The organism is Endozoicomonas sp. SCSIO W0465, assembly GCF_023716865.1.
Lineage (GTDB): Bacteria > Pseudomonadota > Gammaproteobacteria > Pseudomonadales > Endozoicomonadaceae > Endozoicomonas.
This window is the reverse complement of record NZ_CP092417.1, coordinates 4,286,657-4,303,749: the sequence shown is the minus strand read 5'-3', so window position 1 is coordinate 4,303,749 and position 17,093 is coordinate 4,286,657. Positions and strand designations below refer to the sequence as shown.

The window sequence follows — 17,093 nt, the reverse complement described above, 5'->3', positions numbered from 1 at the left end:
GACCGGCCCTTACCCGATTTTGAACTGAATCGGACACTCAAAATGGAAGCGGTAATCCGTCAGATTAAGCATGGCCGGGCCTATCAGGCTGACAGCGTGTACTTCAAGGTATTGACCTGTCAGCCAGCAGCAGAAACGGTGCCACAGCGCGAGGCTATAGACCATGCGTAGCTGTCGTGAGGTGTTAATGTCATGGTTTTCCAGTCTATGGTAGCCGGCATGAAGCATACGGATGCTGGGAAAGGAAGGAGCCAAGGTTGTCGTTTCTGATATTGAGGCAGGAGCGCTGGATAAAACGGTCAGTGAACTGCAGGCCAATGGCGTCGACAGTTTTGGCTTCAAGGCCGATATCACCAGCCAGGAAAGCCTGGATGCACTTGCTCAGGCGACACTGGATAAATACGGTGAAATGCATCTGGTCTTTGCCAATGCCGGTGTGGGTACTGGCGAAGCAGGCAACCTGTGGAACTATAGCATGAATGATTGGGAGTGGGGCTTTCGGGTCAACACCCGGGGGCTGATCAACACTATCAATGTGTTTATGCCAAAGCTGTTGGCCCAGAAGCAGGAAGCGCATTTTGTCGTGACCGGTTCCGGTAACGGTGCTTATTTTATGTTGCCACATACCCCGATCTACACGGCTACCAAGGCAGCAGCCCAGGCCATTACTGAAAACCTGTACTTTCAGCTGCAGCAAATGAACTCAAAGGTTAAGGTGAACGCACTGTTTCCCGGACCTCATGTGGTCAACACCGGTATCTTTAACTCGGAAAGAAACCGTCCGGAAGATCTGCCAACAGATCCTGACAAGCCGGATTCCGGCATCCACTCTGTTGAAGATATGCGTGCCATCATGGCTCAGTTTAAAATGGAACTGCAGACCACTGAGCCGGAAGAAGTGGCCGAAACTGCACTCCGGGGCATCCGCGAGAACAAGTTCTGGATTGCCCCCATGACGGACAAAATCCGTACTGCGATCCGGGAGCGTACCGACAATATGCTCAATGGTGTTAACCCGACACCGCCCAATGTTATCTAGCAATGATTTTTTGCTTCACAGTGCCGTTGTCTGTGAGGCAAAAACGTCCACTTAACAGAAAATGGTTTCTGCTATTGCCCAGTGTCAGCGGCCATTGTGATTCCTGTCTTTTAAGGTTAATTTATCGCTTTTTGCCAGCTCCTTCAGCGTCAGATTTGATGAGCGCATAATCCTGCAGAGAAAAGAGGTTAGATCGTTGACTGTCCAGACCATGGGGCGCCGGGAACGTAAGAAACAGGCGGTAAGGGATAAAATCAGTGAAGAAACCATTGCTCTGATCAGACGACAGGGGGTTGACGGTGCCACGGTTGAAGCCATTTGTGAAAGGGCAGATATAGCCAAGAAGACTTTCTACAACTACTACAGCTCAAGGCATGAGCTGATGATTGAAATCTGTGATGCAAAAATCCTGGTTCTGAATCAGGAACTGGTGGAGGCAGCCCTTGGCTCGGGGAAACCACTTGAAGCGCAGCTGACTTTTCTGTTTGATCAGCTGAAAACCAATTACACCCACGCCGATCATTTTGAAAAAGAGTTGATTGATTATATGGTCTGCAACTTTCCAAACCACCGAAGTCAGGGGGTGAATCAGCTTAATTTTATGAACACATGGTACACGAGACTTTATGAGCACAACGCTACCCGGCTGAAACCGTCACTGACGCCCGATTTTTGTGCAGAAGTCACCGTCGCCATGGTCAATGGCCTGACACTGAACTGGCTGAATGATGAACAGTACGACATTGAAGCCAGGCTGGATAAGCTGAGGTGTTACCTGATCGATAGTTTTTTAGGAGGCTGAAAATATTTGATTTGTCAGAGATGCTACAAACGGGTAAACCCTGTATATCCGTGCAAAAGCCACTCGGCCAAAGAATCAATAGCTGGTCAGATGTGTCGTTGCAAAACACCACAAGCCTCGTGAGACATGGTTGTGAAAACTTCACCCATACATCTGACCTACCATCATTTTTTCTTCTTGGTTTCCTTAGCACTAACTGGTGGCGGTGTCATTAAAATTTACCAACAGTTCAATGCACTCCTGATACACCGGCATTTGGGATAAGTTCCCATCAAGCAATCTGTTCAGGACAGTGGCAACAGCATCCTTGTACTGTTCATTTTTTTTGTCAACAAAAGATAAGGCCCTGTTGAAACACAGTACTAGATTTCTTAGATTCGATATGCCCATGCCTGAAGAAGGGGGGTTGGTTAATATTTTCAACAGGTAATCTTCCAGGGATTGAGGATCGATAACCGCCTGAAATTTTTTGTTCAAGGTTACTGCCCATTCTTGATTATTGTTATCCAGGGCTTGCTTTAGCGCTTTGTTGACCAGTTGCTGACTCCAGATACCATTTTCCAGACAGGCAGTCAGCAGGTGTTTGATTCTGTAAAAACCGTATGGATCATTTACCGTTGTAACTCTGAGCAAGGCTGCCAGCAGGGCTTCTTTTGATAGTTCATCGTCCGCTCTTAGGTTCAAGAGGTCTTTGATTGTTTCGACCAAGTTAGAATCCCTGGTACCTTCGAGCAGATTTTTAAGGAATATAGGTTCCAAAACGGCGCCATATTTCTCTTTCAATTGATCTTGCCAGCTGCGATCTTTAAATAACACAGCCAGACAAAGGGATTTATTAATCTCGTCCTGATCCTGAATTCCAACGCTTAGCAATGTGTTAATAGCATCCCGGGTCCTGAGGTGGATATCCTGTGAAATTATGGTTTCATTCAAGGCTTTCAGTGCCTCAAGTACTGCCTGCTGAAAGTTTTCGTTGCCGGCCATCCTGGATAATTGGTGGAGATCGTCTTTACCCCTAACCTGCATTAGTGACTGCTTCAGCGTTTCATGGTCAATGTGCAAACCGTATTTTTCATGAATGTTTGCAGCCTCACGAAAAGACTCTTTCCGGAGGTAATATTCAAAACATTTTTGCAATGCTTCCTTTTCCAATACTCCCTGTTCAAGTAAAAAAGCAATGGCATCCTCTTTACCATCCCCTGTCTTGCCCAGGATTTTCATGAAAAATTTGTTTATCACCTCTTTAGATGCTTCATCATCAGACCCCAGTAACATGGCCATTTTGATTTTATTCATAGCAGAAGAATTTATAGTCTCCATCCGATGATTGAACCAGGTGGTATGCAAGGCTTGATTCATAATGGTGTCCAACTGTTCGGCACTGAGGGCAATGCCATAACGATTTTTCATTTGATGCAGGGCAGGAAAATTACTGACGGTAAAGTAAAAATCTGAAAAATCGGCGGAGACCGCTTGATCAAAAATTGCCTGTAGTGCTTGAACGTCACAATGATGGTCAAAATTTCGACTTTCTGAAAAAGGAAGGGGCAGATCAGATTTAGGCTCAGTGTCGTGGCTTGCCTCGTGATTTGACATACACCAAAGGGTAACTAACTGAGAGGCCTGGTCTGGGTTAACTTCCACTTTACACAGTGGACAAGTAGGACCATCAAAAATGCTTACATCACGTTTGGCTAATTGTCTGGAGTGAGACGACCAACGATCAAGGCACCCTCTGTGCAACATATGTTTGCATTCAGGTAAAGCCACAATGTCCCATTTGGAATCAGAATTCTTGGTATTGGAATAGCCAAGGTAGTTAAGACAGCCGGGACAAGATGGATGGTAAGTTCTCGTGTCGCATTCACTAGAAAATGATGTGTTCATTTAAGACTCCTTTTATTAAATTAAATCAAAATAAAATAAATTGTTTTCATCAGTAGTTGATTATCTGAGTTTGGAGTGGAATGTACTTCCGTACTTAATTTACTCGTTGTGTTAGTGAGACTCATTTATCAAAAATAAGTTCAATTTTTGTGCAGGTCAGAAACGCAATCTTTTGCGTCTGCTGCTTATTGACGGTCTTGAGAAGAATGGGTGAGAAGCATAGTAATGATTTGAAAATCGGGCAGTAATGCCTGCCCTTTTTTAAAAATACTGTTTATATAAGTAGCTGGCCATCAACAGGCATGGAAACCTTCACACCCAGCCCGGGGGCTAAGTTACCGTTAATGGTTGAATCAGCTAAACTCCCATAAAATCTACGTTGTAGGGGAGTGATATGCAATCTGAACTCTTCCAGAATTTTATTGATTCCATTTCAACATTAACCAGTGAACAGCGAGACATTCTTAACAACTCGCTCCTTAGTACTCAAATAGAGGTTACCGAGGTAGTAGAAACCACTGACTCTGAACCTGTTTACAGTGAATCTATACCCAATAACGATAATGCAACACCTGACGTAGAAAAGAGCATACTTGCCCAATTTGCCGAAAACCCCAGGTGCCCCAAATGCAAAAGCCATAGCGTTGGTCGCTGGGGCATACGAAATGGCCGACAGCGCTACCACTGCAAGACTTGCGACTCAACGTTTAACGCCTTTAGTGGAACGCCTTTGGCAAGGCTCAGGCACCCTGAAAAATGGAACAAGTACCTCGCAGGTATGACTCACTCTATGGTCTTGCGACCAGCTGCTGCTGAGAATGCCATTGACTTGAAAACTGCGTTCCGCTGGCGTCACCGCTTTCTTGAAGTGATTAATAATGATCAAGCAGAAGAGCTTTGTGGCATTACTGAGCTTGATGAAACATTTTTCCGTGAATCCTTCAAAGGGCAAAGAGAAGGCCTTCCACGGCCAACCCGAAAGCGGGGTAATGATCCCAACAAAGCCCGAAAAGTCCCGGTAATGGTGGCTCGGGACCGTAATCGAAATACCGTTGACGGTGTATTAGAAAACGAAAGTGCTAATGAATTGTGCAGGCATTTAAATGGCCGCATATCGATACAGGCCACGGTCTGTGCGGATGCACACCTCGCTCACGAAAAACTTGCTGACAAGCTTGGATTTGTCTTCAAGGAGCTGGTGACATCAGCAGGTCAACATGTTGTTGAAGGCATCTACCACATCCAGACTGTAAATTCTTATCACAGTCATTTAAAACGCTGGATTGGCGGCGTATTCCAAGGGGTTGCAACTCGTTACCTTCCCCATTATCTGGCCTGGAGGCGAGAACTGACGGCAGCAAAAAAATTAACTGTTGGCCGGTTGATCAGCAGAATTACTGAACATTGGTGCTTCCAACCATTAACGGTAACTTAGCCCAGCCCGGGCATGCAATCACTCAACGCAATGTAACCATGATGGGGTTGTTGTTGGGATTCTGGTCATTGGCTGGCTCAGCGGCATCATTTTCCCGGTTTTTATGGTGTTGCCACCTGGCAATGATTACCGCTGCCACACCTGCTAATAAGCAGGCACCCAGTGTTACCAGCCCCATAATAAAAAACAGGGAGAACGATACCACGCCGGTCACTTCCTTGAGACCATTTTTGCGTATTTTCATGGCTGTCGATTGAACGCGGGACCACAGAGTGGATTTATTGTCTGATGAGTTCATAGAGTGACTCCTGCATAGTATCGAATAGTCTTGTATCAAGATTTGCTGACAGGCCTGATGGCATCAATCCTGGTTTCAATGTGCTGACCGCGGGCGTTCAACAACTCAATTTCATAGGACAACCTGTTGTGTTGTCTCTACTAACCGGTTTGTTATGGATTCTAATGGTCGAATGCTGTTACAAAAATGGATGATTGTAAAAATGGCCAGACGGCTATCCGGGAATAGACAGCACTGGGTGCCAAGTATTCTTGCATTGCCCTGATCCCGGCTTCCGTGCAGTGGCAGCCAGTTGGTCTGCAAATTCTAACATTTTTTTTTACTTTGGGGTCGCCCAGACGGGGTCGCCGAGACGGGGTCGCCGAGACGGGGTCGCCGAGACGGGCGGTATGCTCGGACAGCCCCCTAAAGTAAAAAAAGCAATTTGAATTAGAGCGTACATTAAGAAGAGTTTTTTTACTTAAAAGGAATTAATTATTTTCCCAGAGGTGCCGTGATGGATTGCAATACAGTAGGCAGAAACCAGCTGATAGAAAGTAATATGACAAACTCCGCTTTTCTGGCGGCAGGAAAGAAAACCGCAGAAACCAGCTGCACAATTTTTGGAAAATCAGTGGTTAAACATCTTTGCTTTGGGGGGGATCTGACAACAACAATTTCTGAATCGATTTCTGATTATTCAACAGAAATTGCCGGTGAGATGTTGGGCGAAAGTGGCTATGAGGTTTTGGAAACGGTGGCTGAAAAAATTCACTGTAGACGTTGTCTGCCACAATCCGTTTCAACGGCTCTTGTTAATGTCGGTAGCAAGTTAGCCCAGGTCAGCTTTGTCAGTTTTGGTGAATCACTGGTTAAAGTGATGGTTTTTTCAGGCAGTCCAGCCACTTCATTCTGTCGTTATTTCGCCACAGAATGCCTGATGAAAGTAGCGGGTGAGTATTTTGCTGAGGCGGGCAATTATGTATTGGAAACCATTGGGAAAAAGCTCTCTGACAGGGGATGCGTACCAAGATGTATTGAAGGATCGTTATTTGTGGATATCGGCAAAAAGATCGGGGAAATCTGCTGTTCAGCATTTGGAAAATCATTAGCCGGAGGGGAACCTCTGGATTGCTTCACTTCCGTTACTACGGAGGATTCTGCTATTGGTGAATGTATCATTGAAATAGCAGGAGAACATTTGGGAAGTGTTGGCTACAGTGCAGTTGAGGTGATCACTGATTATGGTTTTGGTAACAACCCGGATGAATTAAAGGCCCATAAGGACTAAGCCTGTCAACCTTACCCGATATCAAAGATCACATAAAGATCAGGGATCTCACGAAAGCCTGACTCAATGCGGTGGGATATTCAAAGCCCGGTGGTGAACGATATAATACCAACCGATAGTTTCCCGATGAACAGGCTTTAACATGGCTTACACCGCAGCAGCATTACACATTCTGGCCAAGCATAAAGAGATTGCCGAAGATATTATCAAATAGCTCTGAAAGGGTGCCAAATAAAGGTTTCATCTAACACTAACTGATTCTCACAGAAAAGCGTCCTTAGCAGCTGAACTCAGGATTGCATACAACCGGATCGTTTTTCCTCTTGCTCTTGGGTCGAATCTTCTTGATTCAGCCGGTTGATCAGCTTTTGCAGAACTTCGATCTGCATACGCAGATGATCCATATTGTGAACTAGGATCTGGCGCTCCTTATCATAATCTGGTTTGCCTGCAATTTTTTCGAACCTCAGTGCTTTTGCTGTCTTTAATGAATTTTCATAAAATTCCTTAAGATCCTGCATTCTACCTATGCGTAATTCTTTAGGCTGCTCCGGTCCGGAATATTTCACCACCTGCTCCTCCAGATCCCTGGACTTGCGATCATATTCATTCCAGTAATCATCATACTCTTTCTTAAGAGGATCTGTCTTGACTTCACTGCTTGCGGCAGTCGCTTGTTGACTATCACTGATATCTTTCTTGTACGATTGTAGTTTTTTCTGCAATTCATGAAATTGAGAAAGAAGCCCCGCTCGTACAGTGTCATAATTACTCCCACTCAATTCTTTTAGCTCCAATCTTGCCTGCTTAAACAGAGCTTCCACCGCGTTTACTTCTTCTTGTTCTGGGTGGCTGGGGAAAGATTCCATAGCAGTTTGTGCCTTATCCAAGAGTTCTTTGACTTTTTTCTGAACAATCTCCCCTTTTTGTTCCTCAATTTTCTGCAGCCTAAAGCCCATATTTCGATGCCTACCCAATAATTCATTTCGTTGAGCTCTGTCACGTAATTTACCACACTGAGCTATTGCCTCATCAAGATACTCCTTTGCCTGCGATGCTCTTTTTTCACTAAAACCGTAGGGATCACTTTCTGAAGTGGCAATCAAACCTTCAGCGGCATCCAGATTTTCGATAATGTCACCTGTCAGACCAGAGCGGGAAGAATTCACTTTTAATACCGAAGTCTGCCCATCAACTCCATCATTGATCAGTTTTAACCTTGCCTGCCTGTGATCCAGGTCTTTTAATATTGCACTCTCTTGCTCATCCATCGTCAATCTGTTCATTAATACTTTGAGATCATGTAATTGATCGTCAACTTGCTCCAACCTGTCTTTACTCAGACTGAAGCCCTTCTCATTATTATTTTCCTGAGTTTTTATTAGCTGTTCCATGTGATCAAGCCGTTGACGCTTAACTGTTTTCTTGCTGTTATTTAATAAGTCCCTGAGCTCACTCTCTTTCTCTAACAATTCAGTTCGTTGTGACCCTGCAGGCTGGCTGTCAATTGACCCACTTATTTCCCTTAACCCGCATTCTATACGGTTGAAAAAAACCACCATCTGCTCCGAGTTCGCCGACTCTCTGTATTTCAAATCATTAAGATCAGTGATTAAGGATTCAAGATCATTGAGGACCCCGAAAGACCTCTTTGCTTCGGCCAGCTGGTAATTTAATGCCTCCTGGCGCTCCACAAGCCGTGAACGATCTTCATCACCTACAAGTGCCAGTTCATCGAAGCATTTGGAAAATTGGGCAATATCGCGTTCCATCGACAGTATATCCCTGCGACTCCTTATATTGACCTCTTCCAGCTTGTCCAGACGATGGTGTAAATCCTTTACCTGAAGCTCCTCAAACTGCTTGCGGACCTCTGAGAATTTTCCAGAAAAATGTTCAAGCCCCGAAGATTCCAAACTGGCCAACTCCGCGTTGATAAACTGCATCTGATTGCGGCACTCCGTTATCTGATCATCCCCCCACTGATCACCAATCAATCGTTCAATGTGAGCACTCAGATACGCTAACTTGGTTCCGGCATCAGATGAACAGACATCATAAGAAGGCGGTGGAGCCACCGGTGTTTCTATTGGATTGGCCATCGCAAAGTGCAATGGCCGCAGTTCAGCCGATGGATAAATTGACTCAGATTGACTGGCAGGAAGACCTCTGAATCCTGACGAGCTATCGTCGTCTGCCGTACTCTTGCCATCAGCTGCACAGGATGCATCATCCGCCATGGCCATCGGCTCTTCAGCACCACGGCCGTTGACTTCATCCAGCAACTGCTGCATCCCTTCAGCGATGGAACTTTCGGATTTTTTTATCAGTGCGCAAAAACTGTTCCCCAGAGGCCGATCCACAACACCACTGTTCGCTTCAGTCTGGAGCCTGAGGATCAAGCCGGTAACAATCTTGACCTTTTGCTCCTTGCTGCGCCCTTGACTGCCATCCACTGGCAGCCCGCAGGCACCAAAATCTTTTTTCAGATTACTCAAGTTGAAGGATTTTGTACCTTGTTGATGCTCTGCCCTTCTGCACATACGCTCTGCGATATTCTCAACTGCTTCACGACCCTTACCCCGCAAGAAACCGTCAATAGCACTTAAACTGACAGTCCAACGGTCACACTTTACCGGGGCTGCGCTGGCGTTTTCGCCCCCGTGACCACTATGGAACCGAGATTGAGACACAGCAGCGCTTTGAGCAGGAACGGATGGCATATTCATAGCAAATTTTCCCTCGACTCCAGGGTTCGATACCAGAGCTCAGAGTTTTGCTACAAGACAAAGTTCAAACATTTGGTTAAACGATTTAATTATTTCCAGATAATTTTTAATAGCCTTTTAAACTACATTTGTTGTGTAGTACTGAATAGCTGTCGTATCGCCTCCAGTAGCAGCTTCACAGCCTTGACACACTTATTCCTGGCAGCGATCCCGAGGGGGGTTATTATCCTAATGGCTCCATCCTCTTCTTCAACTCTGCTGGCAGAGTACAGCACTTCCCAGGCCTCTTCGCGTTTTCCATCATCCAGAAGCGTAGACACGGCACCCAATAACAGCCCTATGATCTCGTCATTTCCCGAACTGGCAGCAAGATACAACGGTGTTGCTCCATCTGCCCGGGTTTTCTTTAGTGCCGCCATGATGGCAGAACATCTTGCTGTCCTTGGTAACGAGTGCAACGCTTGTATGAACTGCTTCACGCTTTGATTATGACCGCCCAGGATAGCGCTCAAGAGCGGGAAGGCCTGAATCAGCTGATTCATAATGTTCTCGTGGCCGTTATTGAAAGCTGCGTACAGTGGTGTTCTCTTGAGTGTATCCACCGCGCCTACCATTGCTGCGAAGACAGCAATTCTTTCTGCTTCCGGGAGCCCATTCACAGTATTCAGGAGTTGCTCCACAACTGCGTACTGGCCATTGATGGCAGCCCTATGTAGCGCAGTGGCTCCTTTTTGGTCGGCGGCCTCCACCACAGCAGTGAAGGCTTTCAGCCTTCCTGGTTCGGGCAGTCTGCCCACCGCATTCAGTAAGTGCCCCACAACCTCGTGATGCCCTTTGAAAGCAGCCCAATGCAGCGGTGTTGCTCCATGTGCGTCCACGGCAAGCATCACCGTTGGGATTGCATTGCTCCTTTCAGGTTCCGTTATTCTGTCCAGGGTTTCCAGCAAATGCGCCACAACCGCCCGTTGATCGCTCTGGGCAGCCAGATGGAGTGGTGTTCTCCCATCTTTATTGAAGGCAGTCATTACTGTCGTAATGGCTTGGCCATGTGTAGATTCAGGCCAAGTCGCCAGCATTTTCAGTATCTGGGTCACAATGGCGGTTTGCCCGTTCCTGGCAGCACTCAGGATGGGGAAAGCTTGCAGAAGTTCCGCTACTTGCTCTTGCCCTTCATTGGCCACGCAGGTATAGGAAAACCCGGCTTCACCATCCTCACAGAGACAATCGATGACCTTGAGGATGGCATGATTTCTTGATACGTCTTCGGGGGCATCTGGCAGCCTTTTCAGGGCCGCCAGTGTCTCAGCCACCAGCGTGTCATAACTTTCCAGATCCGCCACATCCAGCGTTAACAACACGTCTTCTCTGGCATGATGAAGCACTGCCATAACAGTATTCAGCCTCGCGGCTTTTGATAATGCATTCAGGCGCAAAAGCACATCGCGGAAAGGCACGACGTCACTCGGAGCATCTCTTGTTGCTTCCTCTGTGTAGACTGAGTCCGGGAAGGCTTTGGTCAACAAGCTTTTGATCTGGAAATGCCCGAGGGAGCGAGCTTGTGAGACAGCTGTTTTCCCAAATAGATCGGCGGCGTTTACCAAGGCAGAGATTGCATGTGACCTTGCCCATGGTCTCCATGGCATTTCTGCTTTTGCCAGTCCATGTAAAGCAGCCAGTAACTGGGTAACGATCTTATCGTGGCCAAACCGGGCAGCCATATAAAGCGGGGTTCTGCCGAATCTGTCTGCCGAACTCAGCACCGCCCTGATAGCTCCGGGCTTTTTCTCCTTCGGTAGATCATTCAAGGCATTTAGAAACAAGGCTACAACTTTTTCGTGCCCGCATTCTACAGCCAGGCACAGCAGAGTTTTCCGAGTTTTACCGTCCCGGTCGGTTACATTCAAAACTTGCATGATGGTCTCATACTTTGCGGGTTCCTTCAGTGTTTTCAGGGTGTCCAGTATCCCCTTCAGAAGTTTGGTTTGCCCATCCCGCACAGTGTCTGGGAGCGTGCTTTTCACTTCCTCTTTAACAATCAACAGTTTCAGACACTCTGCATGGCTATATTCGGTAGCGATGCGCAGGGGCGTAATACCATCGTTAGTTTTCTCATTGACCAGAATGCTGGGAGCACTCAGTAATGCCTTGACGCACTCGGCGTGGCCTTCATTGGCAGCGGCGCACAGGGGCGTCCAGCCATCGTTATTCTTTTCATTGACCAGAATGCCGGGAGCACTCAGTAACACCCTGACGCACTCGGCGTGGCCTTCACAGGCAGCGATGCACAGGGGCGTCTTGCCATTTTTATTCTTTTCATTGACCAGAATACCGGGAGCCTTAACTAACTCCTTGACGCACTCTGCGTGCCCATTTTCGGCAGCTAGGTTCAGGGGCGTCCAGCCATCGTTATCCTTTTCATTGACCAGAATACCGGGAGCACTCAGTAACGCCTTGACGCACCTGGCGTCGCCTTCATAGGCTGCGATGGACAGGGGCGTAGTACCATCGTTATTTTTTTCATTGACCAGAATACCGGGAGCACTCAGTAACGCCTTGACGCACTTGGCGTCGCCTTTGCAGGCTGCGAAGGACAGGGGCGTAGAGCCCTTTATCTTTTCATTGACCCGAATGCCGGGAGCCTTAACTAACTCCTTGACGCACTCGGTGTGGCCGTTACAGGCAGCGTCGCACAGGGTCGTCCAGCCATCGTTATCCTTTTCATTGACCAAAATGCCGGTAACCTTAACTAACGCCTTGACGCACTCTGCGTGGCCGTTACTGGCAGCTAGGTTCAGGGGCGTCCGGCCACCATTGTTATTCTTTTCATTGACCAGAATGTCGGGAACCTTAACTAACTCCTTGACGCACTCGGTGTGGCCTTCATTGGCTGCGATCAACAGAGGCGTAAGGCCATCTATCTTTTCATTGACCCGAATGCCGGGAGCCTTAACTAACTCCTTGATGCACTCGGCTTGGCCTTCATAGGCTGCGATCAACAGGGGCGTAAAGCCATCTATCTTTTCATTGACCCGAATGCCGAGAGCCTTAACTAACGCCTTGACGCACTCTGCGTGGTTGTGATGGGCAGCAACGTACAGGGGCGTCTTGCCATCTTTATCCTTTTCATTGACCAGAATGCCGGGATCCTTAACCAACGCCTTAACGCACTCTGCGTGGTTGTGATGGGCAGCAATGTACAGAGGCGTCCAGCCATCCTTACTCTTTTCATTGACCAGAATAGCTGGAACGCTCAGTAACGCCTTGACACACTTGGCGTAGCCATTACGGGCAGCGGCATACAGGGGTGTCCAGTCATCGTTATTCTTTTCATTAACTGAAGTTACGCAGCTAACAGCTCTCTCAGCTGCCCCAACGAAGCTTTCAGCCCTGCCATATAGATTTTGGCTCTGAGCTGAAAGTGATTCAGATTTACTTTCAATGACAATACTTCCAACCTGAAGGCTGAGTAAATTGAAAGAAAGATATGATTACTCTGTGTTCTCACAGTATGCGCCGGTGACTTGGCCATTGACGCATTCGATTTCAGCGTTTTATGGAAGACCTCGACTTTCCACCGTTTCTCGTAGATTGCCTTGAGAGTCTCGGCATCACAGTCAAGATCGCTGCAAACCAGATAGAGAATGCCTGTGCTTCCGTCTTTGTTTTTAAAGACCTGACGGTATAGCAGAACAGGGAAATCGACACCTGCTATCCACCCTTGTACAGGCTTATCTTCTGAAAAATCAACAGTATCTATACGCTGTGAACGGCCTTGTAATTTGTCGTCCAGACTGAGGGATACCTTGCGGTTTGACTTCATCGCCATCAGGAAATGTTTATTACAGTCGTGTCGAATAAACATCATATTGTCGTTTGAGCAAAACCAGCTATCTGCAAGGACATAGCGGAACATAAGCTGGTTATGGCAGCAAATCATCAGCATCTCCCGCATCATTTCATTTTTGGTTTGCTCTGCATATCGTCTTACCTTTTTTGTCTTCAAGTCGGTGTACAGGATGGTTTTCTCGATCAATTTATAGGCGACAGGAATCGACGCATCTCCGGCATGGTAGTGTGCATTGAGCAGATTTATACCTTTCACGGTGCGATTTTTTGTATGATCAAAATGCCAGGTGTTCAGGGCATTCTCTTTGCTGAACTGCTTTTCCTGAATCGTATCGTCAAAGATCAAAACCCCATCACTGCACTCAACCTGTCGCACGACGGGTTTAACGTAAAGCCATAAGTCACGACTGGTAAACTCATTGTTTGAAAGCAATCGGGTGAATTGGTCATGACTGTAGACATTATCCAAAAGCTCTGACACTCCCGTTGCAGTGGTCTTCCCAGACGACGACAACAGGTAGTCAGAATAAAGTTCTATGAGATCATTTTTCATGCCACCAATAATGGCTGATTTTCAGCAAGGTGCGTAACTTGAGTCATTAACCAGAATTCCTGGAGCACTCAGTAACTCCTTGATGCACTCGATGTGGCCGTTAAGAGCAGTGAGGTGCAGGGGCGTCCAGTCATCGTTATTCTTTTCATTAACCAGAATTCCTGGAGCACTTAGTAACTCCTTGATGCACTTGGCGTGACCGAAAAAGGCAGCAGAGCTCAGGGGCATCCAGCCATAGTTATTCTTTTCATTGACCCGAATGTCGCGAGCGTTCAGTAATGCCTTGACGCACTCGGTGTGGCCGTAACGAGCAGCGACGCACAGGGGCGTCCAGCCATCGTTATTTTTTTCATTGACCAGAATGCCAGGAACACTCAGCAACGCTTTAGCACAATCGGCGTGGCCGTAACGGGCAGCGAGGCACAGGGGCGTCCAACCATCGATATACTTCGCATTGACCAGAATGTCGGGAGTGGTCAGTAATAAAAGTTCCAAGTACTCAATATTGCCCCCTTTCGCAGCACGATGCAGGGACGGCGTCAAGCCGTCCATATCAGTGGCATTGATATCCATTTCCTCGATGGAGTTTAGATAGTTCTCGTCCAAAAACGCATCAGGCAATCATAATTAGATTGTACGTGCGTTTTGATATTTCCTGAAATTCCAGAGAGCCGCAAAAACTCTTCCCTTTTTTTCTCTAATCTGGGACGGATATTGGAGAAAAACGCGAAAAGCAGGCAGAAAACATCCTCCCACCATGCTGGAAAGGTACTTTCATGTAGCGTGGAGGTGGCTATCAGGATGGTGCCGGGTGTCTGGCCAGAATCACCAGGTTGTAACAGACCACCGATAACCAGCAATGAGAATCAAAACGCTCAGAACCCTTGCAGTGGCAACGTGATAGCCCAAAACATCTCTTTAGCCACGAAATTCCCGCTTCAATACCTGCCCGGAAGCGAAAGAGCGTTTTATACACATACTGACTTTTAGTCATCTCTTCGACTTCAAGTCCGCGCTTCTTATTAAAAGCTACATCGCTGATTCCCATGGCCTTGGCTTTTTCCAAATTAGCGCGACACGCGTATCCGCCGTCACCGCTTGTCTGGCGAGGTACACGACCATAAATTTCTTTTTGTCTTTCCATCATCGGAATGAATTGGTCCGAATCCGCTGGGTTACCTTCCTCAATAACCAGGTCCAGGATCAATCGACTTTTTCCCTGAACCAGGTTCAGTTTATGGCCATACTGTACTTGCCGCCTGTCTTTTACGATGATATCCGTATGGGGTTCATACAGGCTAACCACTTTTTCCTGGGCTGGCACCTTTTCACCCTTAAAGACCCTGCGCTCTGTCTGGGAGACTATTGCATCCACCAGGGGTAACAGGTGATCCACATCGGCCTGCCACTTGTCGGCATCATCAGCCAGGAGACACTGCCCCTGCTGACGGGCGTTTGCTAGCGTGACAGTAGCTTCGATAAGTACCTTCCGGGATTTAAAAGATCACTGTCGCAAGGAGGTTTGATATCCGATTCGGTGACTGTGCTGTCAATAGCCACAGTGCGCCCTTTTTCAATACCCTGATCTTTAGCGGTCATTAGCTGACAGTTATTAATCCGTTCCCATGTAGATGCAGTAAGAAGGCTGATGAGCCCATGCAAACTGGAGCGACTGGGGCGCTGGTTTGGTTCGAGGCGACAAAAGTCTCGAAAGAGCATGGAGTCCATCAAAACAAACGACAAGTAGTCATAATCACAATTCAAATACTGTTTCAGGAGTGCCGCACGAAGAACGGATTCTGCTGATAGTCCGTTCCGCCCAGTGTTCTGTTTATCACCAGAACTTAAGTCCTCATAAATCCAGTCATTGAACTGTGGATGGGCGTCAAGCCATTGCGAGATACCGGAAAGCTGGGAGCAGATTTCATGAGGTACGTAATGGAGTTCCATACTACACTGCGGGTTGCGTTTTTTGCGCATTTGGAGTCCTCTGTTTTTGGCAATCCCTTATGTTTCTTGCTCTTGGGAAGTTTAGTCGCCAGATAGCAGTAGGGCTCCACTTAATTTTTCAGGATAAAATCTACAGTTTTCAATTGGTTGTGTTTTTGGACGAGAACTAGATATTTCAACCACTCGCTCTGGTCGTTCTTGACGGTCCAGTGCCAAAGGTGTTTGGGCTCGTCAGTGTCTTCCACTAATGCTATTGGATTAACCAAACTAGCGCACTGAAATTCATCACAAGAAAGCGGGGGTGGAACATACATTGTTGCGGGTTCCACAGTAACAACAGGCAATGACGGGTGTGGAGAAACCTCACATGCCTCATTCGATGTACCTGGTTGAGCTGCCGGAAGCTTGCCTAAGCCTGGTTGATCAGAGACCTCTGGCAAGATGCTATCAGGTCTTGGTGTATGTGGCAGTTTTTGCCGAGCATCTCGCAGCAAAACCTCAACTTCGTGATGGTTTCGTTGGCTGGCAAGCTGGAGCGGGGTCTGCCCATTATTGTCAGTGGCACTCAGTAGCCTTTGAACGGCTGCGGATCTTTGGGTTTCCGGCAGTCTATCCACAGCTTTCAGCAACCGTTCCACTACCTTGATATGTCCTCCGGCGGCAGCCAGGTGAAGCGGCGTTCTCCCCAACCTGTCGGCCGCATTGATAACGGCCATGATGGAACCACCGGGCCTTTTTCCCTCAGGCAGCCTGCCCAGAGCAGCCAGCAACTGCTCCACGGCTTGCTCATGCCCTTCCCGGGCAGCGATACAGAGCGGATATACCCAACTCTCGCTTGCCATACCCGATGGTGCTGCCCGGTAAGCCAACGCCGGGTCTTCCTTGAGCAACTCCTGTAACCAGGCAATTTGGTTGTAGCGACAGGCGGCCAGTATCGGGGGGTCATTCAGAGGGTTTGACCGGTCTGTATGATGGCTGTTGTCAGGGGTAGGCAGTGAGCTTCCTGTTTTTTCCTGCTGGTCAGTAGTTGTCAGTTTGGCCTTGTTATCCGGGGGGCGAATGGCGTTTTCGGTACTGTCATGTTGCGATAATTCCAAACCGAAGGTCTGCGCCTCTGTAGCTTGTTGCACATCCCTGGTTAAGATCGATTGGCCAGTACCCGAATCCATCTGTTCAACGGAAGCACTTATGACAGGCGTAGCTACTGGTCTGACGGTGCCTCTCTGATCCGATGACACGGTATAGCTCGCACTAGAAAACCTTGACTGAGAGGCAGTGTAGGGT

At 47.5% G+C, this 17,093-nt stretch carries 12 protein-coding genes and 1 pseudogene; 4 read left to right on the top strand and 9 right to left on the bottom strand.

The window, feature by feature from the left end; all coding sequences use genetic code 11:
• Positions 1–9 precede the first annotated feature (9 nt).
• Positions 10–165 carry an AraC family transcriptional regulator ligand-binding domain-containing protein gene (locus MJO57_RS33370; protein WP_371924892.1) on the bottom strand — a complete coding sequence of 52 codons (156 nt, stop codon included), beginning with the start codon at positions 163–165 and terminating at the stop codon, positions 10–12.
• 67 nt (positions 166–232) lie between these two features.
• On the opposite strand from MJO57_RS33370, the gene MJO57_RS19365 reads away from it, so the two are divergent.
• Positions 233–1,039: an SDR family NAD(P)-dependent oxidoreductase gene (locus tag MJO57_RS19365; protein ID WP_252018018.1), complete on the top strand. Its 807-nt coding sequence runs from the start codon at positions 233–235 to the stop codon at positions 1,037–1,039.
• 196 nt (positions 1,040–1,235) lie between these two features.
• The gene (locus MJO57_RS19360) at positions 1,236–1,841 is read left to right on the top strand and encodes a TetR/AcrR family transcriptional regulator (RefSeq protein ID WP_252018016.1); all 606 of its coding nucleotides are present in this window, start codon (positions 1,236–1,238) and stop codon (positions 1,839–1,841) included.
• Positions 1,842–2,033: 192 nt separating this feature from the next.
• Here MJO57_RS19360 and MJO57_RS19355 read toward each other — a convergent pair whose 3' ends face one another.
• The gene (locus tag MJO57_RS19355) at positions 2,034–3,728 is read right to left on the bottom strand and encodes a hypothetical protein (RefSeq protein ID WP_252018014.1); all 1,695 of its coding nucleotides are present in this window, start codon (positions 3,726–3,728) and stop codon (positions 2,034–2,036) included.
• Positions 3,729–4,122: 394 nt separating this feature from the next.
• Between MJO57_RS19355 and MJO57_RS19350 the strand changes: the two genes are divergently transcribed.
• Entirely contained in the window at positions 4,123–5,163 is a 1,041-nt protein-coding gene (locus tag MJO57_RS19350; protein ID WP_252017335.1) for an IS1595 family transposase, read from the top strand.
• Positions 5,164–5,185: 22 nt separating this feature from the next.
• Here MJO57_RS19350 and MJO57_RS19345 read toward each other — a convergent pair whose 3' ends face one another.
• On the bottom strand, positions 5,186–5,407 hold the full coding sequence (locus MJO57_RS19345; RefSeq protein ID WP_252018012.1) for a hypothetical protein: 222 nt from the start codon (positions 5,405–5,407) through the stop codon (positions 5,186–5,188).
• Between the two features lie 550 nt (positions 5,408–5,957).
• On the opposite strand from MJO57_RS19345, the gene MJO57_RS19340 reads away from it, so the two are divergent.
• Positions 5,958–6,731 (top strand): hypothetical protein, encoded by a 774-nt coding sequence (locus MJO57_RS19340; RefSeq protein ID WP_252018011.1) that lies wholly within the window; start codon positions 5,958–5,960, stop codon positions 6,729–6,731.
• A gap of 290 nt (positions 6,732–7,021) precedes the next feature.
• On the opposite strand, the gene MJO57_RS19335 is transcribed toward MJO57_RS19340, so the two are convergent.
• The 6 genes and pseudogenes from MJO57_RS19335 to MJO57_RS19310 form a co-directional block, all read right to left on the bottom strand.
• Positions 7,022–9,460 carry a hypothetical protein gene (locus MJO57_RS19335; RefSeq protein WP_252018009.1) on the bottom strand — a complete coding sequence of 813 codons (2,439 nt, stop codon included), beginning with the start codon at positions 9,458–9,460 and terminating at the stop codon, positions 7,022–7,024.
• A 122-nt stretch (positions 9,461–9,582) separates the two neighbouring features.
• Complete coding sequence (locus tag MJO57_RS19330) at positions 9,583–12,900, bottom strand: ankyrin repeat domain-containing protein (RefSeq protein ID WP_256493357.1); 3,318 nt, start codon at positions 12,898–12,900, stop codon at positions 9,583–9,585.
• On the bottom strand, positions 12,801–13,859 hold the full coding sequence (locus MJO57_RS19325; protein WP_252017920.1) for a transposase: 1,059 nt from the start codon (positions 13,857–13,859) through the stop codon (positions 12,801–12,803). The genes MJO57_RS19330 and MJO57_RS19325 overlap by 100 nt, the downstream gene beginning before the upstream one ends.
• Positions 13,860–13,880: 21 nt before the next feature.
• Positions 13,881–14,465: an ankyrin repeat domain-containing protein gene (locus tag MJO57_RS19320; protein WP_252018005.1), complete on the bottom strand. Its 585-nt coding sequence runs from the start codon at positions 14,463–14,465 to the stop codon at positions 13,881–13,883.
• A 190-nt stretch (positions 14,466–14,655) separates the two neighbouring features.
• Positions 14,656–15,839, bottom strand: a pseudogene (locus MJO57_RS19315) (transposase).
• 80 nt (positions 15,840–15,919) lie between these two features.
• Positions 15,920–16,906, bottom strand: a complete 987-nt coding sequence (locus MJO57_RS19310; protein ID WP_252018004.1) for an ankyrin repeat domain-containing protein — start codon at positions 16,904–16,906, stop codon at positions 15,920–15,922.
• Between the last annotated feature and the right edge of the window lie 187 nt (positions 16,907–17,093).